The following is a 23,606-nucleotide window of genomic DNA, read 5'->3' as shown; positions in this document are numbered from 1 at the left end:
ACCGCACCGATCCGTTCCACTCCCGCACTCCGACTTTCCGGAGGTTCCGCATGCTGCGGACGTTCGCGTACCGGACGCTCCTGCTCCTTCTCGTCCTCACCGTCACCGTGGCGGGAACGTCGACACCCGCCCTCGCCGCGGCGGCGGGCGACCCGCCACCCACCGGCCGTCCCATCCCGGCGAAGGACTACCCGGGCTGGGACGGCGAAAGCGGGCTCGGCGAACCCGTCGATCCCCGCTATTGGAAACTCGTCGCCGACATCGCCCAGTACTCCGAGGAACCCGAAGTCCGCGAGGCGGCGGAGGCCGCGCTGGCGCTAGGGACGGACGACGCGCTCTTCGAGTTTTTCGACGTCGGCGAACCGGACGCGCAGGCACGTGCACAGGCGCGGCGGAACGAGACGGCGAGGGTGAACCGCGAGGCGGTCCTCGACCTGCGCGGCACCGGCGGACCGATTTTCAACGCCGAGGTGGAACGAGTCCTCGCCGGTTCGGACTCCGACCGTGCGGCCTTCCTCGACTACGGCAAGACGATCGCCGCAGACCGGGATGAGCGTGCCAGGCAGGCCACGCGCGCCCGGGCCGACGAACTCCGCACCCGGGTGACGGTTCTGGTCCGGGCGGCCGGACCCGAGGTACAGCGTGCCGCCCAAGCCGCGCTCGACGCCGGGGACGCGGCGATCGCGGCCTTCCTCGACGGCGGCTACCTCGAAGCGGCCAAACGGGACGCGGCCGCGAACGAGCAGCACCTGAAGGATCTCGAGGAGCGGGCCAAGGCCGCCGAGCAGGCCAGTGATCTGGCGAAGCGCGCGGCCCGGGCGTCACAGGCGAGACGCAATCTCGTCGTCGCACACGGCCAGGGCGTCCGTTCCCTGCAGCGGGCGGCCAACGCGATGACGTCGGCGGCGACGGCGGGCCGTCAGGCCGCGCAGATCCTCGCGGCCAACAACGCGAGCGGCAACCACTCTCCTGGGTCGTTCAGCCTGGTGAAGCAGGAGGCGACCCGGCAGTTCGACTTCGCGCAGCACGCCACCGGTGAGGCGCAGACCGCTTCCGTCGCGGCGACCGCGGAAGCGAACATCCTGGTCGAGACCGGCCTCCCCTATGGCGCCGACTGGGCGAAAATGGCCAAGGGCATGGCTTCCGCGGCCCAGGCCGCGGTGTTGGCGATCGAGACCGTGCGGCACGCGATCGACGCGACCATGGCGACCGACGCCGCGATCGGCGATCAGGCCAAGGCCGCGGCCCGTGCCGAAGAGGCCCGGCGCTGGCGGTTGCTCGCCGAGGAGAACGCCGCCGCCGCCGCGTCGCTCTCGGCGGCGGCGAAGGAACAGGTGAAGGCGGCCGAAGACGCCGCCGTCCGGGCGAAGGCGGCCCTCGACGAATCCATCCGGGCCGTCGAGGCCGCGTGGGCGGGCGAACGGCAGACCCAGACCACCCTCGAAACCGCCAAACGCGAACGGGACAAGGCCAAGACGGCCAGGCAGACGGCCGAACTGGAGAGGGACAAAGCCGCGGGCTACCGCCGGGAAGCGGACGAGGCGGCCGCCGAGGCACGGGAACAGCGAGAGCAAGCGGAAGCCTTCCAGCGGGCCGCCGCCGACGCGCGGCACCGAGCCGAGATCCAAGAAGGAATCGCCCTCGATCGCAAGAGGACCGCCGAAGGAGAAGAGCAGAAGGCGATCATCGCCCGGGACCGGGCCTGGGCCGCCAAACGCGACGCCAATACGGCCGAGGCGAGGGCACAGGCGCTGGAAGCGTCCGCCGCGGCCGCGCGCGGCACGGCTCAGGAGGCACCGGCCTGGGCCGCGGCCCAGGAAGCGAGGCGAGCCGCCGACGACGCGGCGAGCGCGGCCGACGCGGCCCAAGGCGCGGCGAACTTGGCTACGGCCGCCGCCGCACGTGCCAGGGAGGCCGCGACCAAGGCGACCTACGCGGCGGCCGCGTCGCGCGCGGCGGCGGACGAAGCGGCCGCACACGCCGCCAACGCCGATCTCGCGGCTTCGCAGACCGAGGCGACCGCCGCGGGCGTGCACGACTCGGCGATGCAGGCGAACGCCGCGGCCGCCACCGCGACCTCGGCCGAGGTCCAGGCGGCGGCGAACGCACGGGCAGCGGGCGCACTGGCAGCGGAAGCGGTGGAACGGGCCAGGGTCGCGGCCGTCAGCGCGGTGAACGCGCAAAAGAACGCCGACGAAGCCCAAGGCGAAGCCGATTCGGCGGCGACACAGGCAGGTCTGGCGAGCCGGGCCTCGGCGGCCGCCCGGGCTTCGGCCGCGGCGATCACCGATCCGGCGAACACCGCGATCGTCGTGGTCGCCCCGTTCACCGGCACCGATCTGGACGCCGATTTCGTGACCGAGGTGGCCCGGCAGGCCCAGGCTGTCGGGGAGGAACAGTCGCTGGCCGCGGAAGCAAGGGCGGCCGAAGCACAGACCGCGGCCGATCAGGCACAGCGGGCGGCCGATCAGGCGGCCGCCGACGCGAAGGCGGCGTTCCAGGCATCGGCCAACGCCGCGAAATCAGCCCACGAGACGGCGGTCTCGGCGGCAAGGGCGCAACGCGCTGCCCAGGCGGCGCACAGTTCGGCGAGCAGCGCGCGGACGAACGCGAGCATGGCGAATTCCGCCGACTCCCGCGCGCACGCCAACGCCGTCGAGGCCAGGAACGCGGCGAACGAAGCCGCGCAGGACGCGGCGATCGCAGGCCTGGCCGCCGACACGGCGGAGGGACACGCTGTGGCGGCACGAGGGGCCGCCGCCAAGGCCGAACAGGACGCCGCCGCGGCCAGGGTCGCGGCGGAAAAAGCCCGCATCGACGCCAAAGCCGCGGCGGACGCCGCGGAACGCGCCAGGACCCACGCTCAGGACACCTCGGCCGCGGCGGCCAGGGCCCGCGACGCGGCGACTGAGGCACAACGCGCCGCAGAACAGGCCGAAGAGGCCGAACGCCAGCGTGAGGCGGTACGCCGCCAGACCGAAGCCATGGTGCTCGCGGGCTGCCTGCCAGGGCTGACGGTCGAAGACATCGACGACCTGATGGGCGACGACGAAAGCGCCGCCACCCTCGCCGAGTACCGCACCGCCCAGCAGGGCTGTATGAACGGCGAAGACGTCACCAGCTTCCTGTTCGAGGTCGGCGGCGAGGTCCTGCTCGAATTCATCGGGATCCCCGACCTCAAGCGCTGTTTCGGTTCGGGCAACATCGAAGCCTGCCTCTGGACCGTCGTGAACGTCGTCGGCCTGGTACTGCCCTTCATCAAGGGCAAGGCGATCGTCAAGGCCATCGGCGCGGTGGTCGTGAACATCGGCAAGTACCTCGCCAAATCCGAACTGATCCGCAAGATCGGCGCCAAGGTGCTGAGCGTGCTTGACAAGATCCGCCGGGTCTGCCGGGCGACCAGCCGGGTCGCGCAACGGACCGGCACCGACGCCGCCGGTTTCGTCTCCGCTTCGGACAGCTCGACCGCCGCGGAGAGCATGCTCTGCTTCCCCTTGTCGAACACCCTTCCCGAACGGTTGGCGGACGAACTCCTGATCGCCAGGATGCTCAATGTCAAGCCGGTCCCGGTCGGTACGGCCGAGTTCCTGGCGCTGGTCAGGAACTACCGTGAGCTGAAGTGGGCAGTCCTGACCGACGGCAGGCTCGTCGTGATCCCGAAATACGTCCAGGGCGAAGAAATCAAGCACACTGTGCTCAGCGGCGGCAATCCCGTCCGTTCGGTCGGCGAGATCACCATCGACTACAACGGGACGATCCTGATAGCCACCGACTTCAACCTCCACAGCGGGCACTACCGTCCGCCGAGGAGCGGTTCGCGTTACCGCGGCTACTACCAGATCGGCAAGGACGCCTTCGAAGCGTTGGGGTACTTCATCTCATGAACGAAAACCAGACGGTCATGCCCACGTTCTCGGAGGTCAGGTGGATGACCTTCGAGGAGCTGACCGACAGGCTGGCGGCCGTCGATCCCACGCGGCTGGCGAAGGCGAATCCGATCGACCTGCTGGAGGCGCCCTGGGTATTGATCGACGAGGACTTCCGGGGCGGGTTCATCAAGCACTGCCGGGAACTCACCGACGATCGGTTGCGGCACTGCGCCGAGATCGCCGAGACGTTCTTTTCCTGGCTGATGCCCTACGGCGGTTACAGCAGGCGTTCCGCGACAGCGAACAGGTTCCATCTGTCCACGACACTGATCCTCGCCATCGGCCCCAGGACGGACATCGCTCTCCTCGACCCGATGCGGCTCCTCCACGAGTTCCTGCACGACTCGCCGCCGGTCGAAACGGCACGCGAACTCCTGGCGGGTCCGTCGCCAGGACCCGAAGCCGGCGCGATCGTCGGACGGCTGAGCCTGCTCTGGCACCTCCGTCGGATCGACCACCTCTTGCCCCCTTCCGCGGAAAAGGAGCGCTACGAGCAATGGAAAACGCTGTGAGAGCCCGGATCCGGAGACCCGTCGGCGCACGGACGGCCTTCGTCGTCGCGGCCCTCAGCGTGGCCGCCGTCCTGACGGTCCCGGCCGGGATCGCCGAGGCCGCACCGGTGACGGCGGCGGGCCAGGCGGTCACGCCGCCGGTCTCCTCCGAATCGGAGAAGCTGCGGGCGGCCCGGACGCTCGGGATCGTGCCGACCGACGCGATGATGGCCCTCGGCGAACGCGAGTTCGTGATCGCGCTCTGGCGCGCCTCCACCGGCACCGAAGTGCGCGCGTCGGCGGAACTCGCCTTCGCCGGGACCGTTCTGGCCTGTACCGAGTGGATCAAGAACGGTGTGCTCGCGGCGAACACCAGGGACCAGGAGCAGCGGCTGCGGGACACCGACGCGGCACGGGTCGCCAGGGAGGCCAAGGAAGCCGCCGCGCTCGTCCTCGGCATCGCGCCCGATGAGGACCTCGTCGTGCTGAGCGATCGCGACTTCATCCACGTGATCACCCAGCGGGCGACCGGCCCGAAGGTGAAGGCCGCCGCCCTGGTGGCCTTCGGCGCGCCCGCGCCGGCCCAGAAGGAGTTCATCGCCAACGGGATCCGGGTCGCGCACGCGCGGGATCAGCAGGACGCCATCGACGCCGACGCTCAGGCGGATGAGGCGAAACGGATCCGGCTGGCCGCCGAAGCCGCGCGAGGCCGGGCGGTCTCCGTGGTGAAGGTGCCGCCGACGCCCGCCATCGTGACCCTGCCGGACGACGACATCCTCCGCGTGATCGCCGACAACGCGCGTCCGGACAGCCAGGTGGAGACCGCGGCCGTCAAGGCCTTGCGCAGCCGGGACCGGGCGGACTGGAAACGGTTCATCGACGTCGGGGTCTACGCCGCGAACCGGCGCGACATCGACGCCGTCCTCGCACAGAAGGCCCAAGCGGATCGCGCGCTCGTCGAGCAGATCCGGACGGAGGCCGTCCGGGCGGGTATTCAGCCGAGACTCGCCCATGCCGCGACGAAGGCACTGGCGGGCGGGGTCGAAGACGTCCTCGCTTTCCTCGACCAGGGCCGGTTCGACGCGTCGACGCAGTCGTTCAGCCGGTCCGCGCTCAACGGGAACATCGCGGGCCAGTACCTGCGGGACACCACCTCCGGCGTGGTGATCAGCCCCGGGGCCGCGGAACCCGCGGCGGGCGACGGGATCAACGCCACCTGGCGGATCGTCCCAGGTCTGGCTGACCCGGAATGCCGGTCGCTCGAATCGGTGACCAAGCCCAACCACTACCTGGCGCGCTACTACGACGGGACCAAGACCCAAGTCGGTGTGCGGCCGGCGAGCGGGACCGTCGAGTACGACTGGAACGCCACCTGGTGCGTCGACAGCATCCTCCCCGGCGCCGGGGTGACCCTGCGCGGTGGCGCGGACTTCCTGACCAGACAGGCGGACGGCAAGGCCGGGGTGGGGAACGAATTCTACTGGTGGGTCACCGATCCTGACCCCGATTCCACCGAGATCACGGTGAGCTGGCTCAACAAGTACCTGCCGGACTACGACCCGTACACCGAACTCATGGTCTCGCCCGTCCGGGAAGAACAGGTCGACGCCGGTGTGCGGTACCGCGACTTCCAGCGCCGGGGAGCGCCTTCCTACTGGGCGTTCCGGTCTTACTGGACCAGGACGTCCGGCGTGCACACCCTCACCGTCGGACGCGGAACCGCTTGTCCCGCACCGGAGATCCTGGCGGCCTACCTCCGGCTCGGCGGCCACGCCGAATTGGGCGCCCCGGCCACCGACGACGCCTGCACCGCGGACAAACTCGGACGGTTCGCCCATTTCGCGGGCGGGGCTTCGATCTACTCGATCGACCGGGCGGGCACCCACGTCGTCCGCGGCGCGATCCGGGCGAAGTGGCAGTCGATCGGCTCGGAGAAGTCGGCGCTCGGTTACCCGACCGGTGACGAGACGGCCATTCCCGGCGGACGGCGGAGCACGTTCGAACACGGCCACATCGACTACGACGCGGCCACACAGGTCGCCACCGTCCACCTCGCGACGAGCTGACAGGGGAATCCGCAATGGACGAAAGAAGAAGACGCACCGTGTTGCCCGGCCTGATCGGTGCCGCCGTGCTGACCCTGCTCACCGGGCTCACCCCGGCGATGGCCGATCCCGCCCCGGCGGCCGTGACGGCCGCGATCACGGCCGATCCGGTCCGTCCCGCCACTCAGGACGACAAGATCCGCGCCGCGCAGGAGATCGGTGTCGTCGCTTCCCCGGAACTGCTCATCCTGACCGACCGGAACTTCGTTTTCGCGCTGTGGCAACGCGCGTCCGGGACCGAAGTCCGGGCATCGGCCGAACTCGCCTACGCGGGCTCGGAAGCGGAATGGACACAGTGGATCAAAACCGGCGTCCGCGAGGCGAACGCCAGGGACCAGGCGCACAAACTGCAAAGCGACGCCGCGGCGAGGGCAGCGCGGGAAAGCAAGGAGCGTGCCGCGCTGGTCAACGAGATCGTCGCCACCCCCGACCTGCTCATCCAGAGTGACAAGGACTTCGTCTTCGTCATGTGGGAGCGGGCGTCGGGGCCGCTGCTCAAGAAGGCGGCGCTGGCGGCGTACAACGGTTCGCCCGCCGACCTGAAGGCCTTCATCCTCACCGGGATCTTCACCGCTCGCGAGGCGGACCAGAAGGCGATCGTCGAAGCCGACGAACACGCCGACGCCGAGGAGAAGGCCAGGCTCACCGCGCGCGACGCCCGGATCCGGGCAGCGGCGGTGGTGAGGCTCGACGCCACCGAAGGCCATCTGATCGAACCGGACATCAACTTCGTCATGGACCTGTGGGACAAGGCCAAACCGAACAGCGAGGTCCGTGCCGCGGCGGAACGGGCGCTGCGCAGCCCGAATCCGGCCGACCTGACCGCCTACATCGGCACCGGGATCCACCAGGCGAACCTCAAGGACTGGCTGGCTTGGCTCAAGAAGAAGGGAGAGGCCGACCGGCGTCTCGCCTTCGAACTCAGGACAAGGGCGGACCAGAGCCGGGTCCATCCGGCGCTGGTGGCGGCGGCGACCGCGGCGCTCGCGGGGACCGATGACGACGTCGAACTGTTCCTTCGCCTGGGGCAGTACGAAGACGCCGTGCTGACGCAATCCCTGCGGTTTTCGGGCGACCGCTATCTGCGCGGGTCCGGTGACGCCGTAGTGGCCGCGGGGCCCCCTGGCGGCGACGGCGCCGACGCGACGTGGCGGGTCGTACCGGGCAAGGCCGACGTGAACTGCCATTCGTTCGAATCGGTCCGGTTCCCGGAACATTATCTGCGCCAGTCCGGGCAGCGAGTGGTCATCGCACCCTCCGACGGGACCGACCAGTTCCGCTCGGACGCGACCTGGTGCACGAAGGCCGGCACGACCGGGACCACCGCGACACTGGAGTCGTTCACCCTGCGCGGGAGGTTCCTGCGGCAGTTCCAGAACCAGGTGTGGGCGGCGAACACCAGCGGGCAGCATCCGTACGACACGGCGACCGGGTACGCCACCGACACCGTGTGGCAGGCGAGCACCCCTTATCCCGTCGCCGGCTGAGTGACACCGTCCCTCGGCGTGCCATGAACGGCCCGTTACCCGCAAAATTTGCCAGTAACGGGCCGTTCATGGCATCCAGTACTCGGCAGCGCCGGAAAGATCAAGACCCACTCGGCGTCCACTGTGGACTCTTGCGCGGCGACGGCAGCACCTCCGGAAGCGTGAAACCTTCGGGCGAAGCGGAAAGGCCGACCCCGGCCCGCAGTGCGAGTTCCATCTCGAACCGCGCCCCCGGGTCGCGCAGGTGCTCGCCGAAGGTCGCCTGCAGCTGCCGCATGCGGTACCGGACGGTCTGCGGATGCACCTGGAGCCGCTCGGCGATGTCGACGACGTTGCCCTGGCTGTCGAGCCACGCGCGGAGGGTTTCGAGCAGCCGTTCCCGCTGTTTCCCGGTCATCTCGGCCAGTGGGGCGAACAGCCGGTCGCGCAGCTGGCAGGTCAGCGCGGCGTCGGCGTTCACGAGCAGGGTGGCGAGATGGTCTTCGGCGCGGATCACGCGGCGGGCCTGGATGATGCCGCGTTCGGAAAGGAGCAGGGCCTCGCGCGCCCAGCGGAGGGAATCGGCGACGGAATCCAGCGGACGGCACGGGCCGATCGACAGCCGGTACTCCGGTAGCGCGGCCTGCAGAGTGGCCAGGCGGGCGATCGAGATCTCGCCCGGGACGAGAAGGCGCGGCTCAGCGCAGTCGAGTTCGGCGAGGACGTCCGAATCCACCGCGTTGTGCCGCCGGGGTCTGACGGTCTCGCCGATCGGGTGCAGCACCACCGGGGTGGCGCGTTCGGGCACCGTCCAGCCGGTCAGCTGCGCGAGTTCCGCGATCGCCTTCGACGGCGCGGGCGGCGTCTCCAGCACCAGGTGCAGCAGTTTGCGGCGCCACGTGTCCAGCGCGCCGGCGGTGCGCGCCTTCGCTTCGAGGTACCCGTCCAGCGCGACGGACGCGAGTTCGTCCATGAACGCGAGCATCGCGTCGGCCAGTTGCGACATCACCGCGGACGAGAGCCCGCTGCGGCGCCCGACGCGCATGATGCGCCGCCACGAGACCCGGGCGCCGACCCGATAGGCCGACTGGAGGGTGTCGAGGCTGCGGCCTTCCCGCATCTCGTTCTGCCCGAGCCTGTGGTGGACCTCGTGCGACTGTTCCTTGGAAACGGTGGGATCCGCGATCTGGGCGACGAAGAGCGTGATCGCGTACTCGACGCCCGCGCGGATCGATTTGCCGTAGGGCCCGTCGAGCGGGCGCGCGTACGCGGGGATGGTCGCCCGGATCTCGTCGACGATCTCGTTGGCGAGACTGCCGAGCTCCGGTCGCAAAATGTCGGCGAGTTTGCGGGGAAGTGCCGCGGGAGGCTGCGCAGCGTGTTCGATTCCGCGCTCCACCGACATCGCAGCTCCTTTGCTCCGCCCAGCGTCCTGACATCCCACGATCGTCGTGGGGTGACAACGAACACATCGCGAAGTCGCCCGTGAATGTGTCACCTTTCGCAGAAGAAACCGATTTCTTGTCACCATCGTGACAAAATCACGGGGCAGCCCTGAATTTTGATGACAAGTGCCCGGCAAACGCCTCGTACGGTACGTACGAACGGCCGAAGTGGATGCGACCGTGACGCAGCGTCACTGCTTTCCGGTGAGCAATTCACCGAGTACTTCGAGCACGGGGGCCAGCACGCGGACCTCGGTGCCGACGCATTCGGTGATCCCCGCGCCGACGACCTCGAAATCGCTCAGCCCGCGAAGCATCGTCACCAGACGTTCGATCGTCAAGCCACCGGGCTCCGGATAGTTCAGCCCGTCGAACTCCGCCGGGTCGAGCACGTCGAGATCGAGATGGACGTACACCTTGTCCGCACCGGCCAGCCCGGCGGCGACGTCGGCCGTCTCGACGACGAGCCCGCGCTCGATCACGGCCCGCTCGGCGTCGTCGAGGGCCCTCGTCCCGGCGAGCACCACGCGTCCGGGTTCGACCGGCGGATTCGCGGCGAACTCCGGGTCGCCCTCGCCGAGCAGCGACCGCAGCACCATGCCGTGGAACGCGCCCGACGGCGACGTCTCCGCGGTGTTGAGGTCGGAATGCGCGTCGAACCAGGCGACGCCGAGCCCCGGCCCGAAGCGGTAGCGCGCGACGCCGATCGGGATCAGTTCGACACCGCAGTCTCCGCCGATGGTGAGCACCGGCCCGCCCGGCGCCTCCAGCGCGGCGAGCTGCGCGGCCCGGTTCGCGCCGGTGAGCACCGCGCGGTTGGCGATGCCGTCGACCGCGGGCGAGGTCTCACGTGTCTGCCGGATGTGGTGCACCGGCACGCCCAGCACGTGGCCCGCGAGCTCGGCGAGCGCGACGCAGCCCTCGGGCAACTCCGGCGCCCGCTCGGTCAGTGCGCCCTGGAACTGGGGTACGGCGTTGATCAGCACCGGTCCACGTTAGCGACGGCCGCAAGTGCGTGAAGGCCCCCTTGAGGGACTCTGGGTCTCGCAAGGGGGCCTTCACGGACAATTCACCGGCTACTCCAGGACGAGCAGCAGGTCCCCGCCTTCCACCTGCTGGACGGCGTTGATCGCGCGCCGCGACACCTTGCCGCCGGTCGACGCCGTGATCGACGCCTCCATCTTCATCGCCTCGATGGTCGCGACCGTGGCACCGGCCTCGACCTCGTCGCCCTCGGACACCTGCAGCGTGACCACACCCGCGAACGGCGCGGCGATCTGCTTCGGGTCGCCCTTGGCGGCCTTCTCCGTCGCCGGGATGTCCGACGCGATCGCGGTGTCGCGGACCTGGATCGGGCGCAGCTGGCCGTTGAGCGTGGACATCACCGTGCGCAGGCCGCGTTCGTCGGCCTCGCCGATGGCCTCCAGTTCGATCAGCAGCCGGACACCCTGTTCCAGGTCGACCGAGTACTCCTCGCCCGGCCGCAGGCCGTAGAAGAAGTCCTTGGACGGCAGGACGGAGGTGTCACCGTACTGGTCGCGGTGCGCCTCGAAGTCCTTCGTGGGCCCGGGGAACAGCAGCCGGTTCAGCGTCGCGCGCCGGTCCTCGGCGAGCCCCTGGTGGTCCTCTTCGGACAGTTCCTGCACCGGCTTCGGCCGCGCGCGGCCTTCGAGGGCCTTGGTGCGGAACGGCTCCGGCCAGCCGCCGGGCGGGTCGCCCAGTTCGCCGCGCAGGAAGCCGATCACCGAGTCGGGGATGTCGAACTTGTTCGGCTCCGCCTCGAAATCCGAGGGCGAGACGCCCGCGCCGACGAGGTGCAGCGCGAGGTCACCGACCACTTTGGACGAAGGCGTGACCTTGACCAGGTGCCCGAGGATCTTGTCCGCGGCCGCGTACATCGCCTCGATGTCCTCGAACCGCTCGCCGAGGCCGAGCGAAATCGCCTGCGTGCGCAGGTTCGACAGCTGACCACCCGGGATCTCGTGGTGGTACACGCGCCCGGTCGGCGACGAGAGCCCCGCCTCGAACGGCGCGTAGATCTTGCGCACGCTCTCCCAGTACGGCTCCAGGTCGCCGATGGCCTGCAGATCCAGCCCGGTCGGCCGGTCCGAGTGGTCGGTGGCCGCGACGAGCGCGGACAGCGACGGCTGCGACGTCGTGCCAGCCATGGACGCGACGGCACCGTCGACGGCGTCCGCCCCGGCCTGGATCGCGGCGAGGTACGTCGCCAGCTGCCCACCCGCGGTGTCATGCGTGTGGATATGCACCGGAAGGTCGAATTCCTTGCGCAGCGCGGAAACCAGCCGCACCGCCGCCGGCGCCCGCAGCAGGCCCGCCATGTCCTTGATGGCCAGGACGTGCGCCCCCGCGCCGACGATCTGCTCCGCCAGCTTGAGGTAGTAGTCCAGCGTGTACAGCTTTTCGGCCGGGTCCGACAGATCCGAGGTGTAGCAGAGCGCCACCTCGGCCACGGCGGATCCGGTCTCGCGGACGGCTTCGATCGCCGGGCGCATCTGCTCGACGTCGTTGAGCGCGTCGAAGATCCGGAAGATGTCGATGCCGGTCGCCGTCGCCTCCTCGACGAAGGCGTTGGTCACCTCGGTGGGGTACGGCGTGTAGCCGACGGTGTTGCGGCCGCGCAGGAGCATCTGCAGGCAGATGTTCGGCACCGCTTCCCGCAGCTTCGCCAGCCGCTCCCACGGGTCTTCGGCGAGGAACCGCAGCGCGACGTCGTAGGTCGCGCCGCCCCAGCACTCCAGCGAGAGCAGCTGCGGCGTGGTCCGCGCGACGATCGGCGCGACGGCGAGCAGATCCTTCGTCCGCACGCGGGTGGCGAGCAGCGACTGGTGCGCGTCCCGGAAGGTGGTGTCGGTGACGCCGATGGTCGGCGATTCCCGCAGCCAGCGGGCGAAGCCCTCCGGGCCGAGTTCGGTGAGCTTCTGCTTCGAGCCGGGCGCCGGTTCGAGGCCCTTGGGCAGCTTCGGCAGTTTCACCTGCGGGTCGAGGGTGCGCGGACGCTCGCCGTGCGGCTTGTTGACCGTCTTGTCGGCGAGGTAGGTCAGCAGCCTGGTCCCGCGGTCGGCCGAATGGCGCGCGGTGAGCAGATGCGGGCGCTCCTCGATGAACGACGTCGTGACGCGGCCTTCGCGGAAGTCCGGGTCGTCGAGGACGGCCTGCAGGAACGGGATGTTCGTGGCCACACCGCGGATCCGGAACTCGGCGACCGCGCGGCGGGCGCGGCCCACGGCGGTCTTGAAGTCGCGGCCGCGGCAGCTGAGCTTCACCAGCAGCGAGTCGAAGTGCGCGCTGATCTCGGTGCCGGCGAACGCCGTCCCGCCGTCGAGGCGGATGCCGGAACCACCGGGCGAGCGGTACGCGCTGATCATCCCGGTGTCCGGGCGGAAACCGTTGGCGGGATCCTCGGTGGTGATGCGGCATTGCAGGGCGGCGCCGCGCAGGTACACCTTGTCCTGCGACAGGCCGAGGTCTTCGAGTGTCTCGCCGGAGGCGATGCGCAGCTGCGACTGGACGAGGTCGACGTCGGTGACCTCCTCGGTCACCGTGTGCTCGACCTGGATGCGCGGGTTCATCTCGATGAAGACGTGGTTGCCGTCCCGGTCGAGCAGGAACTCGACGGTGCCGGCGTTGCGGTAGCCGATCTGGCGGGCGAACTTCACCGCATCGGCGCAGATCCGGTCCCGCAGTTCGGACGGCAGGTTCGGCGCCGGGGCCAGCTCGACGACCTTCTGGTGCCGCCGCTGGACCGAGCAGTCGCGCTCGTAGAGGTGGATCACGTTGCCCTCGCCGTCGGCGAGGATCTGGACCTCGATGTGGCGCGGCTCGACGACGGCCTTCTCGATGAACACCGTCGGGTCGCCGAAGGCCGACTCGGCCTCGCGCGCGGCGGCCTCGATGGACTCGCGCAGCTGCGCTGGTTCCTGGACGCGGCGCATACCGCGGCCGCCACCACCGGCGACGGCCTTGACGAACACCGGGAAGCCGATCTCCTCGGCCGCGGCGATCAGCGCGTCGACGTCGGAGGACGGTTCGGAAGAACCCAGCACCGGCACACCGGCGTCGCGGGCGGCCTTGACCGCGCGGGCCTTGTTGCCGGTCAGCTCGAGGATGTCCGCGCTCGGTCCGACGAAGGTGATTCCTTCGTCCTCGCACGCGCGCGCGAGGTCCGGGTTCTCGGAGAGGAAGCCGTAGCCGGGGTAGACGGCGTCTGCGCCCGCCTTCTTGGCGGCCGCCACGATTTCCTCGACCGACAGATAAGCCCGCACCGGGTGACCGGGTTCGCCGATCTCGTAGGCCTCGTCGGCCTTCAGCCGGTGGAGCGAATTGCGGTCTTCGTGCGGGAACACAGCCACCGTGCCCGCGCCGAGCTCGAATCCGGCGCGGAACGCGCGGATGGCGATCTCACCCCGGTTGGCGACCAGTACCTTGCGGAACATGCCGGTCCTTCCCATCATCGGATCGGTAGGTGAGGCACGTTACCTGCTCGCTCCCGCAGGGCGGGAGTTGTTGCCCAGGTGATGGACATCATTCCTGGCTGAGTTGCGCTCCGGGACTCTGCAGCAACCTGTTCGCGGTGCCCTCGTGGACCCCGGTCAGCACGTCGACCGAAGCGAGGTCGACGAGGGCCTTCGCGACGTCCGGTGCCGAGGCGTCCGGGTGCAAGGCGCGGTACAGCGCGGCCACCCCGGCGACGTGCGCGGCGGCCGACGACGTGCCACTGAGCACCCGGCCACCGCTGCCGCCGGCGTTGGGTCCCGGCACGTCGACGCCGGGCGCGAACAGGTCGACGACCTCGCCGTGGTTCGACGTCGACCCGACCTGGTCACTGGCGTCGGTCGATCCGACGGTGAGCGCCTCGGTGACCCGGCCGGGTGAGAACTTCCCCGCGTCGGTGGCCTCGCCGCCCGCCGGGAGGGCGATCGGGACGACCGCCGCGAGCGCCCGGACGGCGGCGTCGAGCTGGTCGTTGGCCGCGCCGCCGATGCCGAGGACGGCGACGGCGGGCTGCTGTGCGTTCTGCGTCACCCAGTCGATACCCGCGATGATCTTGTCGGTCGCGCCGCCGCCCTGTGCGTCGATCACCCGGACCGGGACGATCTGCGCGGCCTTCGCGACACCGAAGGTCCTCGACGCGGCGACACCGGCCAAATACGTGCCGTGACCGTTCGTGTCGGTGGTGTCCGTGCCGCCGTTCAGGAAGTCCTTACCGGGTTTGACGCGGCCGCCGAAGTCCGGATGCGCCGCGTCGACCCCGCTGTCGATCACGTAGACCGTGACGTCCTTGGCGTCGGTCTCGTAGTGGTAGAGCTGATCGAGACCCGTTCGCTGGTCGATCCGGTCCAGCCCCCAGTTCGGCGGGTTCTGCTGGACTTCCGTCGCGGAGGCGGGCCGCGCCACCAGCACCAGGAGCGCCAGCGCGGCCATGATCCGTACCAGTCGAATGATCATGTCTTGGCTCTACGCCTGTACCCGCGGGGCGGCAACCCCGGAGTGTCACCCGTTCGACTGGTCCTGGCCGATATGCGTGCTGACCGTCGACTTCGGGAAGCAGACCAGTGCGTCGAACGCCTCGACGACGTCGACGGGGTTGAACAGGTGCGCGTGCCGGATGCTCTGTGGTCCCTCGGTTCCACGTCGCGCGCGAAGGTCGACCAGGCCGGGGCCTTCGGCTTCGATGCTGCCGTCCGCCGGAGCCTCCAATTCCTGGCGGTACACGGTGAACCCGAGCCGCGCTTCAGGATCGGGCTTGAGCCCGGTGGTCTCGCCCTCGACCGCGGTGAGCCCGAGCGCGAAGTAGTCGCCGCCGAATTCGGCGGCCAGATGCGTCCCCGCCGACGGCGAGCTGAGGCCGGGGAACGGCGAGAACGGCACGCGCTGGAGGTGTCCGTTGTGGAGCATCACGACGATCTTCGTGGCGTCACCGTGAAGCCGCCGGATCAGCCGGACGGTGTCGGCCATGTACGCGTCGCGCGAACCGCTCTGCAGGGCGGGCGCGTCGCCGGACATCATCGCGGCGACCTCGGCGAGGTACGCGTCGACGCGTACCGCGCCTTCGACGTGGTGCTCCGCGACGGCGGTGTCCCCGTAGACGGGACGCAGCGAGGTGAGGTGGGTCTTGAGCCGCGTGAGCGCCGCGGTCGCCTTGTCCTTGGCCGCGTCGTCGAGGGCGGCGTACTTGGCGGGCGCGTCCGCGCTGCTGACAGAGGCGTATCCCTTGGTCGCCTCGATCGCCGCGTCGACGAGGCTCGACGCTTTCGGGTCCACAGTGGACAGATAGGCGCGGACGGCGTCGAGCGATGGCACCGGCGAGCCCGCGGAACTCGGTACGTCGAGGCCGTAGTACCGGACGTCGCCCCGTTCGCGCAGCCACGTCAGCATTTCGTGCGCCTCGGGGGACTCCCCGAGCGAAAAGGTGAAGCCGGCGCGACCGATGTCGGCGACGTCCCCGGGCGCGCCCTTCAGCCAGTCTTCGACGAGCTTTCCTTCGGCGAATCCGGATTCGAACGCCAAGACCCGGAAGCCGTGGTGCTCGACGAGGTGCTGGAGCAAACGATTGCGCAGGTCCCCGAACTCGTGGACGTGGTGGTTGTTCTCACCGATGGCGACGATCCTGGCGTCCCCGACGAGTTCGGCGATCTTCGCTGGGTCTGACATACTGGCCACACTAACGCAACAGGAGTAGCAATTGGCAACCTCCGGCACCCAGCGGCCCGGCGGCCGGACCGAACGCACGCGCCAGGCCGTGCTGCACGCCACCCTCGATCTGCTGGCCGAACGCGGGTTAGGCGAGCTGACCGTGGACGCGGTCGCCGAGCGGTCCGGCGTGCACAAGACCACGGTGTACCGGCGCTGGTCCTCACCGGACGGTCTCGTCGCCGCCGCGCTGCAGATGGGCGCGGAGGACGACTGGAAGGCGCCCGACACGGGGTCGCTCGAGGACGATCTGTACGAGGTCGCGGCCGAGGTGGTGCGGTACTTCACCGAGCCCGCACTGAAGGAGCTGCCGACGGCGTCGGTGCTGGCGGCCTTCCAGTCGTCGCAAGCGGCCGAAGCGCTGCACGACTTCTATGCCGACCGGCACGTGCGCATGGCGCCGATCGCGGAACGGGCCGTCGCGCGGGGCGAGATCCCGTCCGGCACGGATGGCGACGAACTGGTGCGGGCGGTGTGCGGGCCGATGTTCTACCGGCTCTTCCTGTCGCGGGAAAGTGTCACGGTGGCGGACGCTCGGGCCACCGCACGTGCGGTGGCGGTCGCCGCGCGCGAAGGCGCCTTCGTTCGGTCACGCGTTTAGTCGCGGAAATGCGCGGTGGGCGGTGATCGGTTGTTGATGAAGGAATCGGGACGTTGAGTGTCCCGATTCCTTCATGGAGGATCGAGAACACTCAACGTCCCCGATTTTCGCTGATCAAGGGCCATGCCTGCCATCCCTTGAGGGGTAAGCCAAACGTGTCGTGATTGTGGGCGGCCTGTTCGCCGGGGTGATGGGCAGTGCAAAGGCGTAACGCGCGTGCTCAGACACGGGACACGCGTGCCTGGATCCCGCACTCGGGTGTCCCGGCTCCACGCACACGAGATCCGCTTTCAAGCACGCGAGACCCGGCTCTGAGCACGCCACCGTTGGCTTACCTCTCAATAACCCGAATCGCCGCTCACGACCACTCGCCAGTTCGGCCCGGTCATGGGCCACGAGCGGCTTACCGGGAAGAAGGAGGTTTTCACTGCAGCGAAAAGGTGTGGTGATCGATTCGTGCGGCCGCGATTGTGGTTTCGTCAGCACCATCCACAGAGGGGAAATATCATGCGAACCAAGCATGTTGTCGTATCCACGATTGCCGGCGTCGCGCTGGCGTTCGGCGTTACGACGGGGACAGCAGCAGCAGCCGACGGCGGCACGACCGGCGCGCCGGTCGTGCTGGGTGCCTGCCCGGATACCGGTAACGAGGTCAGCATCAGCGGCGGCTACGCCGAGTGGGACATCACGTGCGAAAAGGGCCGGGTGCACGTCCGGGGGCACGTCAAGGACACCGCGCTCGACGGCAAGTGTGCGCGGGTGAAGGCCACGAACATGACCGGAGGCAAGACGAAGAAGGTGTCCGCCTGCGGCTGGGGCACCGACAAGAAGATCAACTTGGATCTCGGTAAAGGTAGCAAGGGAGCCGAGGTCTACCTGTACAAGTCGTGAGGCCCAGCCTGAGTTGATCGCGCGGGAGTGAACCCGGCCCGGATCCCCGGGCCGGGTTCACATACGGTGTCCGACTCCAGGACCAGACAAGTCTTTGACACCCCGGGACTCGATCTCCGCCAGATACCGCCCCAACCGACGGACGCCTCCCGCACAACCTGCGGAAACTCGGGAAGAACAGTCTTGGACATCTCTGGATGATATCTCAAGATAATCGAACCTGCGTTCGTAATTTTAAGCGACAATGAAACCGGCGAAACAATACTGAAGGGTGATAGAGGCCGAAACGCCGCTACACCCGAGGTCTTGAGGTCAGTTTTACCGTCAGCGCCGGGAACTTTCCGGGCCAGACTGGTTTCTCCGTGCCACGAGAGGGGACCGTCATGACCGGGGAAGTCCGGAAGCCGACGCGCGAGATGCCGCGCCAGCTCAAGTTCGTCCGCGTTTTCCTCTGGGTGCAAGCGGTCCTCAACATTCTCGTCAGCGTGCTCGTGACCGCGCTCGCGATCAACGAACTCGACCACGGCAACGAGGAAGCCGGCCTCGCCCTCGCGCTGGCGATCCTCGGTTTCGTGGTCGCCGTCGTGCTGATCGCTTGCGCGATAAGGATTTCCCACGGTTCGCCCTGGGTGCGGCCGACGGTCATCGCCGTGGAAGGGCTCGCCGTCGTCATGGGACTGATCAGCCTGGTCAACGGCGGGGCGATCACCCAGCTGATCGGCATGGGCATCGCCGTCGGCATCATCGTCACCCTCAACAAACCCGAGGAAACCGCCTGGTTCAAGCGCTGACGAGAGCGATCCGGTAGCGCACTTCGGCAAGCGGGACCTCCTCGCCGGGCATGGTGTCGGTCTTCGTCGCCCCGTCCGGCACCCATCCCCCGGCCGAGTAGAAACGCTGGGCGCGTTCGTTGGTCTCGAGCACCCAGAGCGTCGCCTCGCGGTGCCCCGAATCCCGCAGCGCGGCGACGGCGGTGTCGAGCAGCAGCCTGCCCAGCCCGGTCCCCCAGCGCGCCGGTTCGAGGTAGATCGCGCGCAGTTCCCCGCGGATCCGGTCGACGGCGGTGAAGCCGAGCAGCGATCCGTCTTCGACCAGGACCAGGATGTCGCCCCGGTTGGCGGGATCGGCGAGCGTCCGCTGCCAGCGGGCCGCCCGTCCCTCGACGGACAGATCGCGAAGGTAGAGCTCGGGCAGCAGGCCCTGGTACGCCGACTGCCACGACCGCACGTTCACCTCCGCGATGGGCCAGGCGTCCTCGACGGTCGCGAGGCGGATCGTGGCCATCGTCAGCTTTTCACTTCGCGGGCGGCGAAACCGGTCACGACGGCCAGCGCGAGCACCGCCCCCAGCGCGATCCACCAGCCGGCGCCGGTGACGCTCGAACTGCTCGGCATCGCGTAGGAAAGCACGCACACCATGACGATGCCGCCTCCGGCCACCCCGCCGAGGAAGGCGACCCCGAAGGCCGCCGGCCGCAGCAACACACCGAGCAGCGTCCCGATCAGGAGCACCACCGAGACCACGAGGTAGATCGCCGCCTCGTCGGCGCGGCTCGACGAGTAGTCGAGCAGTTCGATGGCCTCCGCCACCAGCCCGGCCGTACCGGCGGCCCCGGCCACGAGGGCCGCAATGGCGAGCCCGCCCCTCGGCTTCCCCAGCCCGAGACGGAAACTTCGGTCACGCCGCACCGAGATCAGCGCGCAGACGGCCCCCGCGAGCAGGCAGCCGTCAGTGAGGACCAGCAGCACCGGACCGGACGGGATCGCCGAAAGCAGCGCGAGCCCGCACAACGCTCCCGGCCCCGTCATCCGGCGGGTGTTCGGCAGGAGCAGCAGGATCCCCACCGCGGTCGCGAAGACGACGAGCGGTACGACCGTCCAGCCACCGTCTTCGAAGAAATCCTCCATGCTGTGGCTGAGCGCGAAGCTGATGGGCACCAGGTACACCGCGGCGGCGAACGCGAGCAGACCGGCGGCGACGGCGAACGGCTCGGACTTCGGCGCGGCTTCGACCGGCCGCACGGGCTCCACGACCGTCGCTTCCGGGATCTCCACGGGCGGGGCGGGTTTCGGAGCCGGTCCGGGCCGTGACGGCGGCACCGGCGCGGGTTCCGCGACCACCTGGCCCTCGACCCGCACCACGACCTCGCCGGTCGGTCCGGTCACCGTGATCCGCCCGTCGAACGCCCCGAGTTCCGACAGCTCCAGGGAGATCTCGGCGCCGTCGGCGTCCTCGGTCACCCGCAGCCAGGAATGCGACGAGGCGAAGTGGCACGCCCGCGCGATCGGCGGCCCGGCCAGCCGGACGCGCGCCACCGGCCGCGTTCCCCGGACGACCTCGCCGAACCGGACCACTTCGGACTCGGCCCGCACCCGCGCTTCGGCCCGCGCCACTTCGGCGGCCTCGGCGATATGCCGGATGTCGGTCTGCGCCATCGTCGTGAGGACCTCGTGCGCGCCGATGGCGACCGACAGGTTCTCACTCGTCAGCCGTCGCTGGAGTTCGGTCACCGCGCCGAGGCGGGTGAACATGTTGGGATCCTCGCTCGCCGCGCGCAGATCGGCCGGGACCGGCGACGGTTTGATCCGGCGGCGCCTGCTCCTCGCCAGGTACAGCTCGCCCTGCATCTCGATGTCACGACTGGGTGTCTGATTCGGATTCCGCTCCCGGACGCTGTCGAACAGGTAGTCGTAGAGCTCGCCGAGCGCGATCCAGCCGTCCTCGTCGCGGTCCGCGTCGCCCGTCCGCAGCCCGTCGACCAGGGCCGAGGTGAACACCGACGGCCGCGCGTGGTCGTCGGCGAGCTGATCGCCCTCGAAGGCGTACTCGATGGAGTTCGACGCGGTGATCACCGCCCTGCCTCGGCCGCCGAAACCCCCGCCGGGGAACGCGTCGAGCACGTTGGCCTCGCCGGTGGCGCGCACGGCGACCCCCTGGCTGAAAGCGCCGCCGTAGCAGCAGTCCAGCAGGAGGACGATGCTGCGCGACCGGCTCATCCGCATACAGCGCTGGACGAAGTCGGCGGGGACGGCGGTCGACGCGAGCCGCTCCGGCCGGGTGTTGCGGGCGGCGAAGAACAGCTCGCCCGATTCGCTTTTCAAGCCGTGGCAAGAGAAATGCACCAGCAGGACGTCGTCCGGCGCGCTGTCGGCGAACAGATCCTCGACCCGGCCCGCGATCACGTGCGCGGTCTCGTCGCGTACCACCTGGACGTCGAACTCGCTGACGGCACGGTCGGCGAGGACCTCGGCGAGCGCCTCGGCGTCGGCGGCCGGGGACCGCAACGCGCTCAGCCCGGGGTTGTCGTACTCCCCGTTGGCGATGATCAGGGCCCGCCGTTCGCCGGTCATGACGACGAATGCCTGCTCACGAAGAGATCGACGAGTTTGTCCTGATCGGTGAGCGTCGCTTCGGACAGCTCCAGCACGTCGCCGTCGATCTCCAGCCGGACCGTGCGCTTCACCCGTCCGCCGCGCGAAAGCCATTCCCGCACGGCCGTCACCACCGAGCGCAGGCCGTCGGCGGACTTCCCCAGCGTGACGAGCAGGCCGCCCGCGGTCGCCACGTCGAAGCCCCGCGAGCCCGGTGGCGCCTCGCCGGCGGGCAAGGCCTTGACGTCGGCGACGCCGCGATCGATCAGTTCCCCTCGGAGGTACCCGGCGAGCCGCTCGACCCGTTCCGCGTCGGCCCCCTCCTCACCGAGCTGGACCCGCACCGCTGCTGTCATCCCGGCCTCCCTCGCCCGTACGGATCGAGGAAACCCCTCGGCCCGTCCGGCGGCAAGGTCCGATCGGGCAGAGATGTTCACGTCAGCTTTTTTCCAGGTACTCCACACGATCTTCGTCGACGACGTCGGCGATCATATGCGCCAGCCCCAAGTAATTCCCCAAGGCCGGGTCCTTTTCGACGATTTCCGACGCGCGGGCCCTCGCCTCGGCGATGACCTCCTCGTCCTGCAGCAACGAAAGCAGCTTCAGCGTCGACTTCTTCCCCGACTGCGCGGCGCCGAGGATGTCGCCCTCGCGACGGAGTTCCAAGTCCATTCTGGACAGTTCGAAACCGTCCGTCGTGGACTCGACCGCGGCGAGCCGCTCACGGGTGGTCGTCCCGTCCAGCGTTTCGGTGACCAGCAGGCAGAGCCCCGGCACGCTGCCCCGGCCGACCCGGCCGCGCAACTGGTGCAGCTGGCTGATGCCGAAGCGGTCGGCGTCCATGATCACCATCGCCGTCGCGTTCGGCACGTTCACGCCGACCTCGATCACGGTGGTCGCGACCAGCACGTCCAGGTCACCTTTGGCGAACGCCTGCATCACGGCGTCCTTGTCGTCGGCGGGCATCCGGCCGTGCAGAGCGCCGATCTTCAGCCCCTTCAACGGTCCTTCGGCCAGCTCGGGCGCCACGTCGAGGACGGCGAGCGCGGGCCGCTTGTCCCCCTTGTCCGAAGCCGGTTCGTCCCCGATGCGCGGGCAGACGATGTACGCCTGATGGCCCTTGCCGCATTCTTCGCGGACCCGCTGCCACGCCCGGTCCAGCCACGCGGGCCGCTCCGCGACCGGCACCACCGACGTCTTGATCGGCGACCGGCCGGCGGGCATCACGCGCAGCGCGGACGTCTCCAGATCGCCGTAGACGGTCATCGCGACCGTGCGCGGGATGGGCGTCGCGGTCATGACGAGGACGTGCGGGCTGGTCTCGTCGGAACCCCGGGAACGCAGCGCGTCCCGCTGCTCCACGCCGAAGCGGTGCTGTTCGTCGACCACGACCAGGCCGAGATCCGCGAAGGACACGGTGTCCTGGATGAGCGCGTGTGTGCCGACGACGATCCCGGCCTCGCCGCTGACCGTCTCCAGCAACGCCTTCTTGCGTTCCTTGGCGCCCATCGAACCGGTCAGCAGGGTCACGCGCGTCGCGTTCTCCGCGCCGCCGAGTTCGCCCGCCTGCCCGAGGTCGCCCAGCATCTCGCGCAGCGACCGGGCGTGCTGCGCGGCGAGGACCTCCGTCGGCGCGAGCATCGCCGCCTGCCGTCCGGAATCGACGACCTGCAGCATGGCACGCAACGCGACCACCGTCTTGCCGGAGCCGACCTCGCCCTGCAGCAGCCGGTTCATCGGATGCTCGGTGGACAGATCTCGGGCGATCTCTTCGCCGATCTCCTGCTGGCCCGAGGTCAGCGCGAACGGGAGCCGTTTGTCGAAGGCGTCGAGGATGCCGCCTTCGGTGTGCGGGCAGGCTTTCGCGGGCCGCGAGACGAGGGAATGCCTTCGCTGCGCGAAAATCAGCTGCACCGCCATGGCTTCGTCCCATTTGAGCCGTCGGCGCGCGGAGTTCAGCGCGTCCCAGCCCGACGGGCGGTGGATACCGCGCAGCGCGCTTTCCAGGCTGGGCAGGCCGTACTGGGCGAGCAGCTCGATCGGCATCGGGTCCTCGTCGACCTCCAGCACGTCCAGCACCTGCCGGACGGCCTTGGCGATCACCCAGGTCGGGATCCCCTGCGCCGCCGGGTACACCGGGATGATCTCGGCGAGGAAGTCGTCCATCGCCTCGGCCTGCCGGTCGGCGTCGAACAGTTCGTATTCGGGATTCGCCAGCTGGAGGACGTCGCGGAAGGCGGTGACCTTGCCCGCGAACAGCCCGTTCTTGCCGGGTACGAGCTCCTTCTCGCGCCAGGCCTGGTTGAAGAAGGTGCACTGCAGGCGGCGTTTGCCGTCGGTGATCACCATTTCGAGCAAGGTGCCGCTGCGCGCCTTCATCCGGCGCTTGTTGACCCGCTCGATCCGCGCCATCACGGTGGCGTGCTCGCCGAGTTCGAGACCGGCGATGTCGGTGAGCTGCCCGCGCTCGGCGTAGCGGCGTGGGTAATGGCGCAGGAGGTCGCTGACCGTCTCGATCTTGAGGCCCTTGGCCAGCGCCTTCGCCGTCGCCGCGCCCACGACCAGTTTGAGGTCCGCGCGCAGGTTGGTCATGCGG

Annotated in this window: 16 protein-coding genes; 7 read left to right on the top strand and 9 right to left on the bottom strand. The window is 69.5% G+C overall.

Translation table 11 applies throughout. From position 1 onward, the window contains the following. The first annotated feature begins 50 nt into the window (after positions 1–50). From ACSMFO_RS24280 to ACSMFO_RS24265, 4 genes are read left to right on the top strand one after another with little or no spacing between them, the layout of a single operon-like run. Positions 51–3,884 (top strand): ALF repeat-containing protein, encoded by a 3,834-nt coding sequence (locus ACSMFO_RS24280; protein ID WP_436460622.1) that lies wholly within the window; start codon positions 51–53, stop codon positions 3,882–3,884. Beyond that, the gene (locus ACSMFO_RS24275) at positions 3,881–4,441 is read left to right on the top strand and encodes a hypothetical protein (RefSeq protein ID WP_436460621.1); all 561 of its coding nucleotides are present in this window, start codon (positions 3,881–3,883) and stop codon (positions 4,439–4,441) included. Before ACSMFO_RS24280 ends, ACSMFO_RS24275 begins: the two co-directional genes overlap by 4 nt. Further along, positions 4,426–6,486: an AbfB domain-containing protein gene (locus ACSMFO_RS24270; protein WP_436460620.1), complete on the top strand. Its 2,061-nt coding sequence runs from the start codon at positions 4,426–4,428 to the stop codon at positions 6,484–6,486. Before ACSMFO_RS24275 ends, ACSMFO_RS24270 begins: the two co-directional genes overlap by 16 nt. A gap of 14 nt (positions 6,487–6,500) precedes the next feature. Beyond that, positions 6,501–8,012 carry an AbfB domain-containing protein gene (locus tag ACSMFO_RS24265; RefSeq protein WP_436460619.1) on the top strand — a complete coding sequence of 504 codons (1,512 nt, stop codon included), beginning with the start codon at positions 6,501–6,503 and terminating at the stop codon, positions 8,010–8,012. Positions 8,013–8,112: 100 nt separating this feature from the next. On the opposite strand, the gene ACSMFO_RS24260 is transcribed toward ACSMFO_RS24265, so the two are convergent. The 5 genes from ACSMFO_RS24260 to ACSMFO_RS24240 all read right to left on the bottom strand — a co-directional run bounded on the left by ACSMFO_RS24260 (position 8,113) and on the right by ACSMFO_RS24240 (position 16,108). Further along, entirely contained in the window at positions 8,113–9,396 is a 1,284-nt protein-coding gene (locus ACSMFO_RS24260; RefSeq protein ID WP_073849170.1) for a PucR family transcriptional regulator, read from the bottom strand. Between the two features lie 231 nt (positions 9,397–9,627). After that, positions 9,628–10,422 carry an arginase family protein gene (locus ACSMFO_RS24255; RefSeq protein WP_436460618.1) on the bottom strand — a complete coding sequence of 265 codons (795 nt, stop codon included), beginning with the start codon at positions 10,420–10,422 and terminating at the stop codon, positions 9,628–9,630. A 90-nt stretch (positions 10,423–10,512) separates the two neighbouring features. Further along, positions 10,513–13,890 (bottom strand): pyruvate carboxylase, encoded by a 3,378-nt coding sequence (locus ACSMFO_RS24250; protein ID WP_436460617.1) that lies wholly within the window; start codon positions 13,888–13,890, stop codon positions 10,513–10,515. A gap of 88 nt (positions 13,891–13,978) precedes the next feature. After that, positions 13,979–14,878, bottom strand: coding sequence for a S8 family peptidase (locus ACSMFO_RS24245; protein WP_436460722.1), 900 nt, complete (start codon positions 14,876–14,878; stop codon positions 13,979–13,981). Positions 14,879–14,947: 69 nt separating this feature from the next. After that, positions 14,948–16,108 (bottom strand): erythromycin esterase family protein, encoded by a 1,161-nt coding sequence (locus ACSMFO_RS24240; RefSeq protein WP_436460616.1) that lies wholly within the window; start codon positions 16,106–16,108, stop codon positions 14,948–14,950. Between the two features lie 31 nt (positions 16,109–16,139). Between ACSMFO_RS24240 and ACSMFO_RS24235 the strand changes: the two genes are divergently transcribed. The 3 genes from ACSMFO_RS24235 to ACSMFO_RS24225 all read left to right on the top strand — a co-directional run bounded on the left by ACSMFO_RS24235 (position 16,140) and on the right by ACSMFO_RS24225 (position 18,430). After that, complete coding sequence (locus ACSMFO_RS24235; protein ID WP_436460615.1) at positions 16,140–16,748, top strand: TetR/AcrR family transcriptional regulator; 609 nt, start codon at positions 16,140–16,142, stop codon at positions 16,746–16,748. Positions 16,749–17,255: 507 nt separating this feature from the next. Next, a complete protein-coding gene (locus tag ACSMFO_RS24230; protein WP_051972389.1) occupies positions 17,256–17,639 on the top strand; it encodes a hypothetical protein in 384 nt (127 codons plus the stop codon). 383 nt (positions 17,640–18,022) lie between these two features. Beyond that, positions 18,023–18,430, top strand: a complete 408-nt coding sequence (locus tag ACSMFO_RS24225) for a hypothetical protein (protein ID WP_436460614.1) — start codon at positions 18,023–18,025, stop codon at positions 18,428–18,430. Here the strand turns inward: ACSMFO_RS24225 and ACSMFO_RS24220 are convergent. The 4 genes from ACSMFO_RS24220 to recG form a co-directional block, all read right to left on the bottom strand. Beyond that, the gene (locus ACSMFO_RS24220) at positions 18,420–18,923 is read right to left on the bottom strand and encodes an N-acetyltransferase family protein (RefSeq protein WP_436460613.1); all 504 of its coding nucleotides are present in this window, start codon (positions 18,921–18,923) and stop codon (positions 18,420–18,422) included. The genes ACSMFO_RS24225 and ACSMFO_RS24220 overlap by 11 nt on opposite strands. Positions 18,924–18,925: 2 nt before the next feature. Further along, the gene (locus tag ACSMFO_RS24215; RefSeq protein ID WP_436460612.1) at positions 18,926–20,989 is read right to left on the bottom strand and encodes a caspase family protein; all 2,064 of its coding nucleotides are present in this window, start codon (positions 20,987–20,989) and stop codon (positions 18,926–18,928) included. Then, positions 20,986–21,366, bottom strand: coding sequence for a hypothetical protein (locus ACSMFO_RS24210; RefSeq protein WP_436460611.1), 381 nt, complete (start codon positions 21,364–21,366; stop codon positions 20,986–20,988). Before ACSMFO_RS24210 ends, ACSMFO_RS24215 begins: the two co-directional genes overlap by 4 nt. Positions 21,367–21,448: 82 nt before the next feature. Further along, positions 21,449–23,602 carry an ATP-dependent DNA helicase RecG gene (recG, locus tag ACSMFO_RS24205; protein WP_037342091.1) on the bottom strand — a complete coding sequence of 718 codons (2,154 nt, stop codon included), beginning with the start codon at positions 23,600–23,602 and terminating at the stop codon, positions 21,449–21,451. Positions 23,603–23,606 lie beyond the last annotated feature (4 nt).

The organism is Amycolatopsis sp. w19, from assembly GCF_051373225.1.
Classification (GTDB): Bacteria; Actinomycetota; Actinomycetes; order Mycobacteriales; family Pseudonocardiaceae; genus Amycolatopsis; species Amycolatopsis japonica.
Note: the sequence above shows the minus strand (reverse complement) of the source record. Positions and strands in the feature narration are given on the sequence as shown.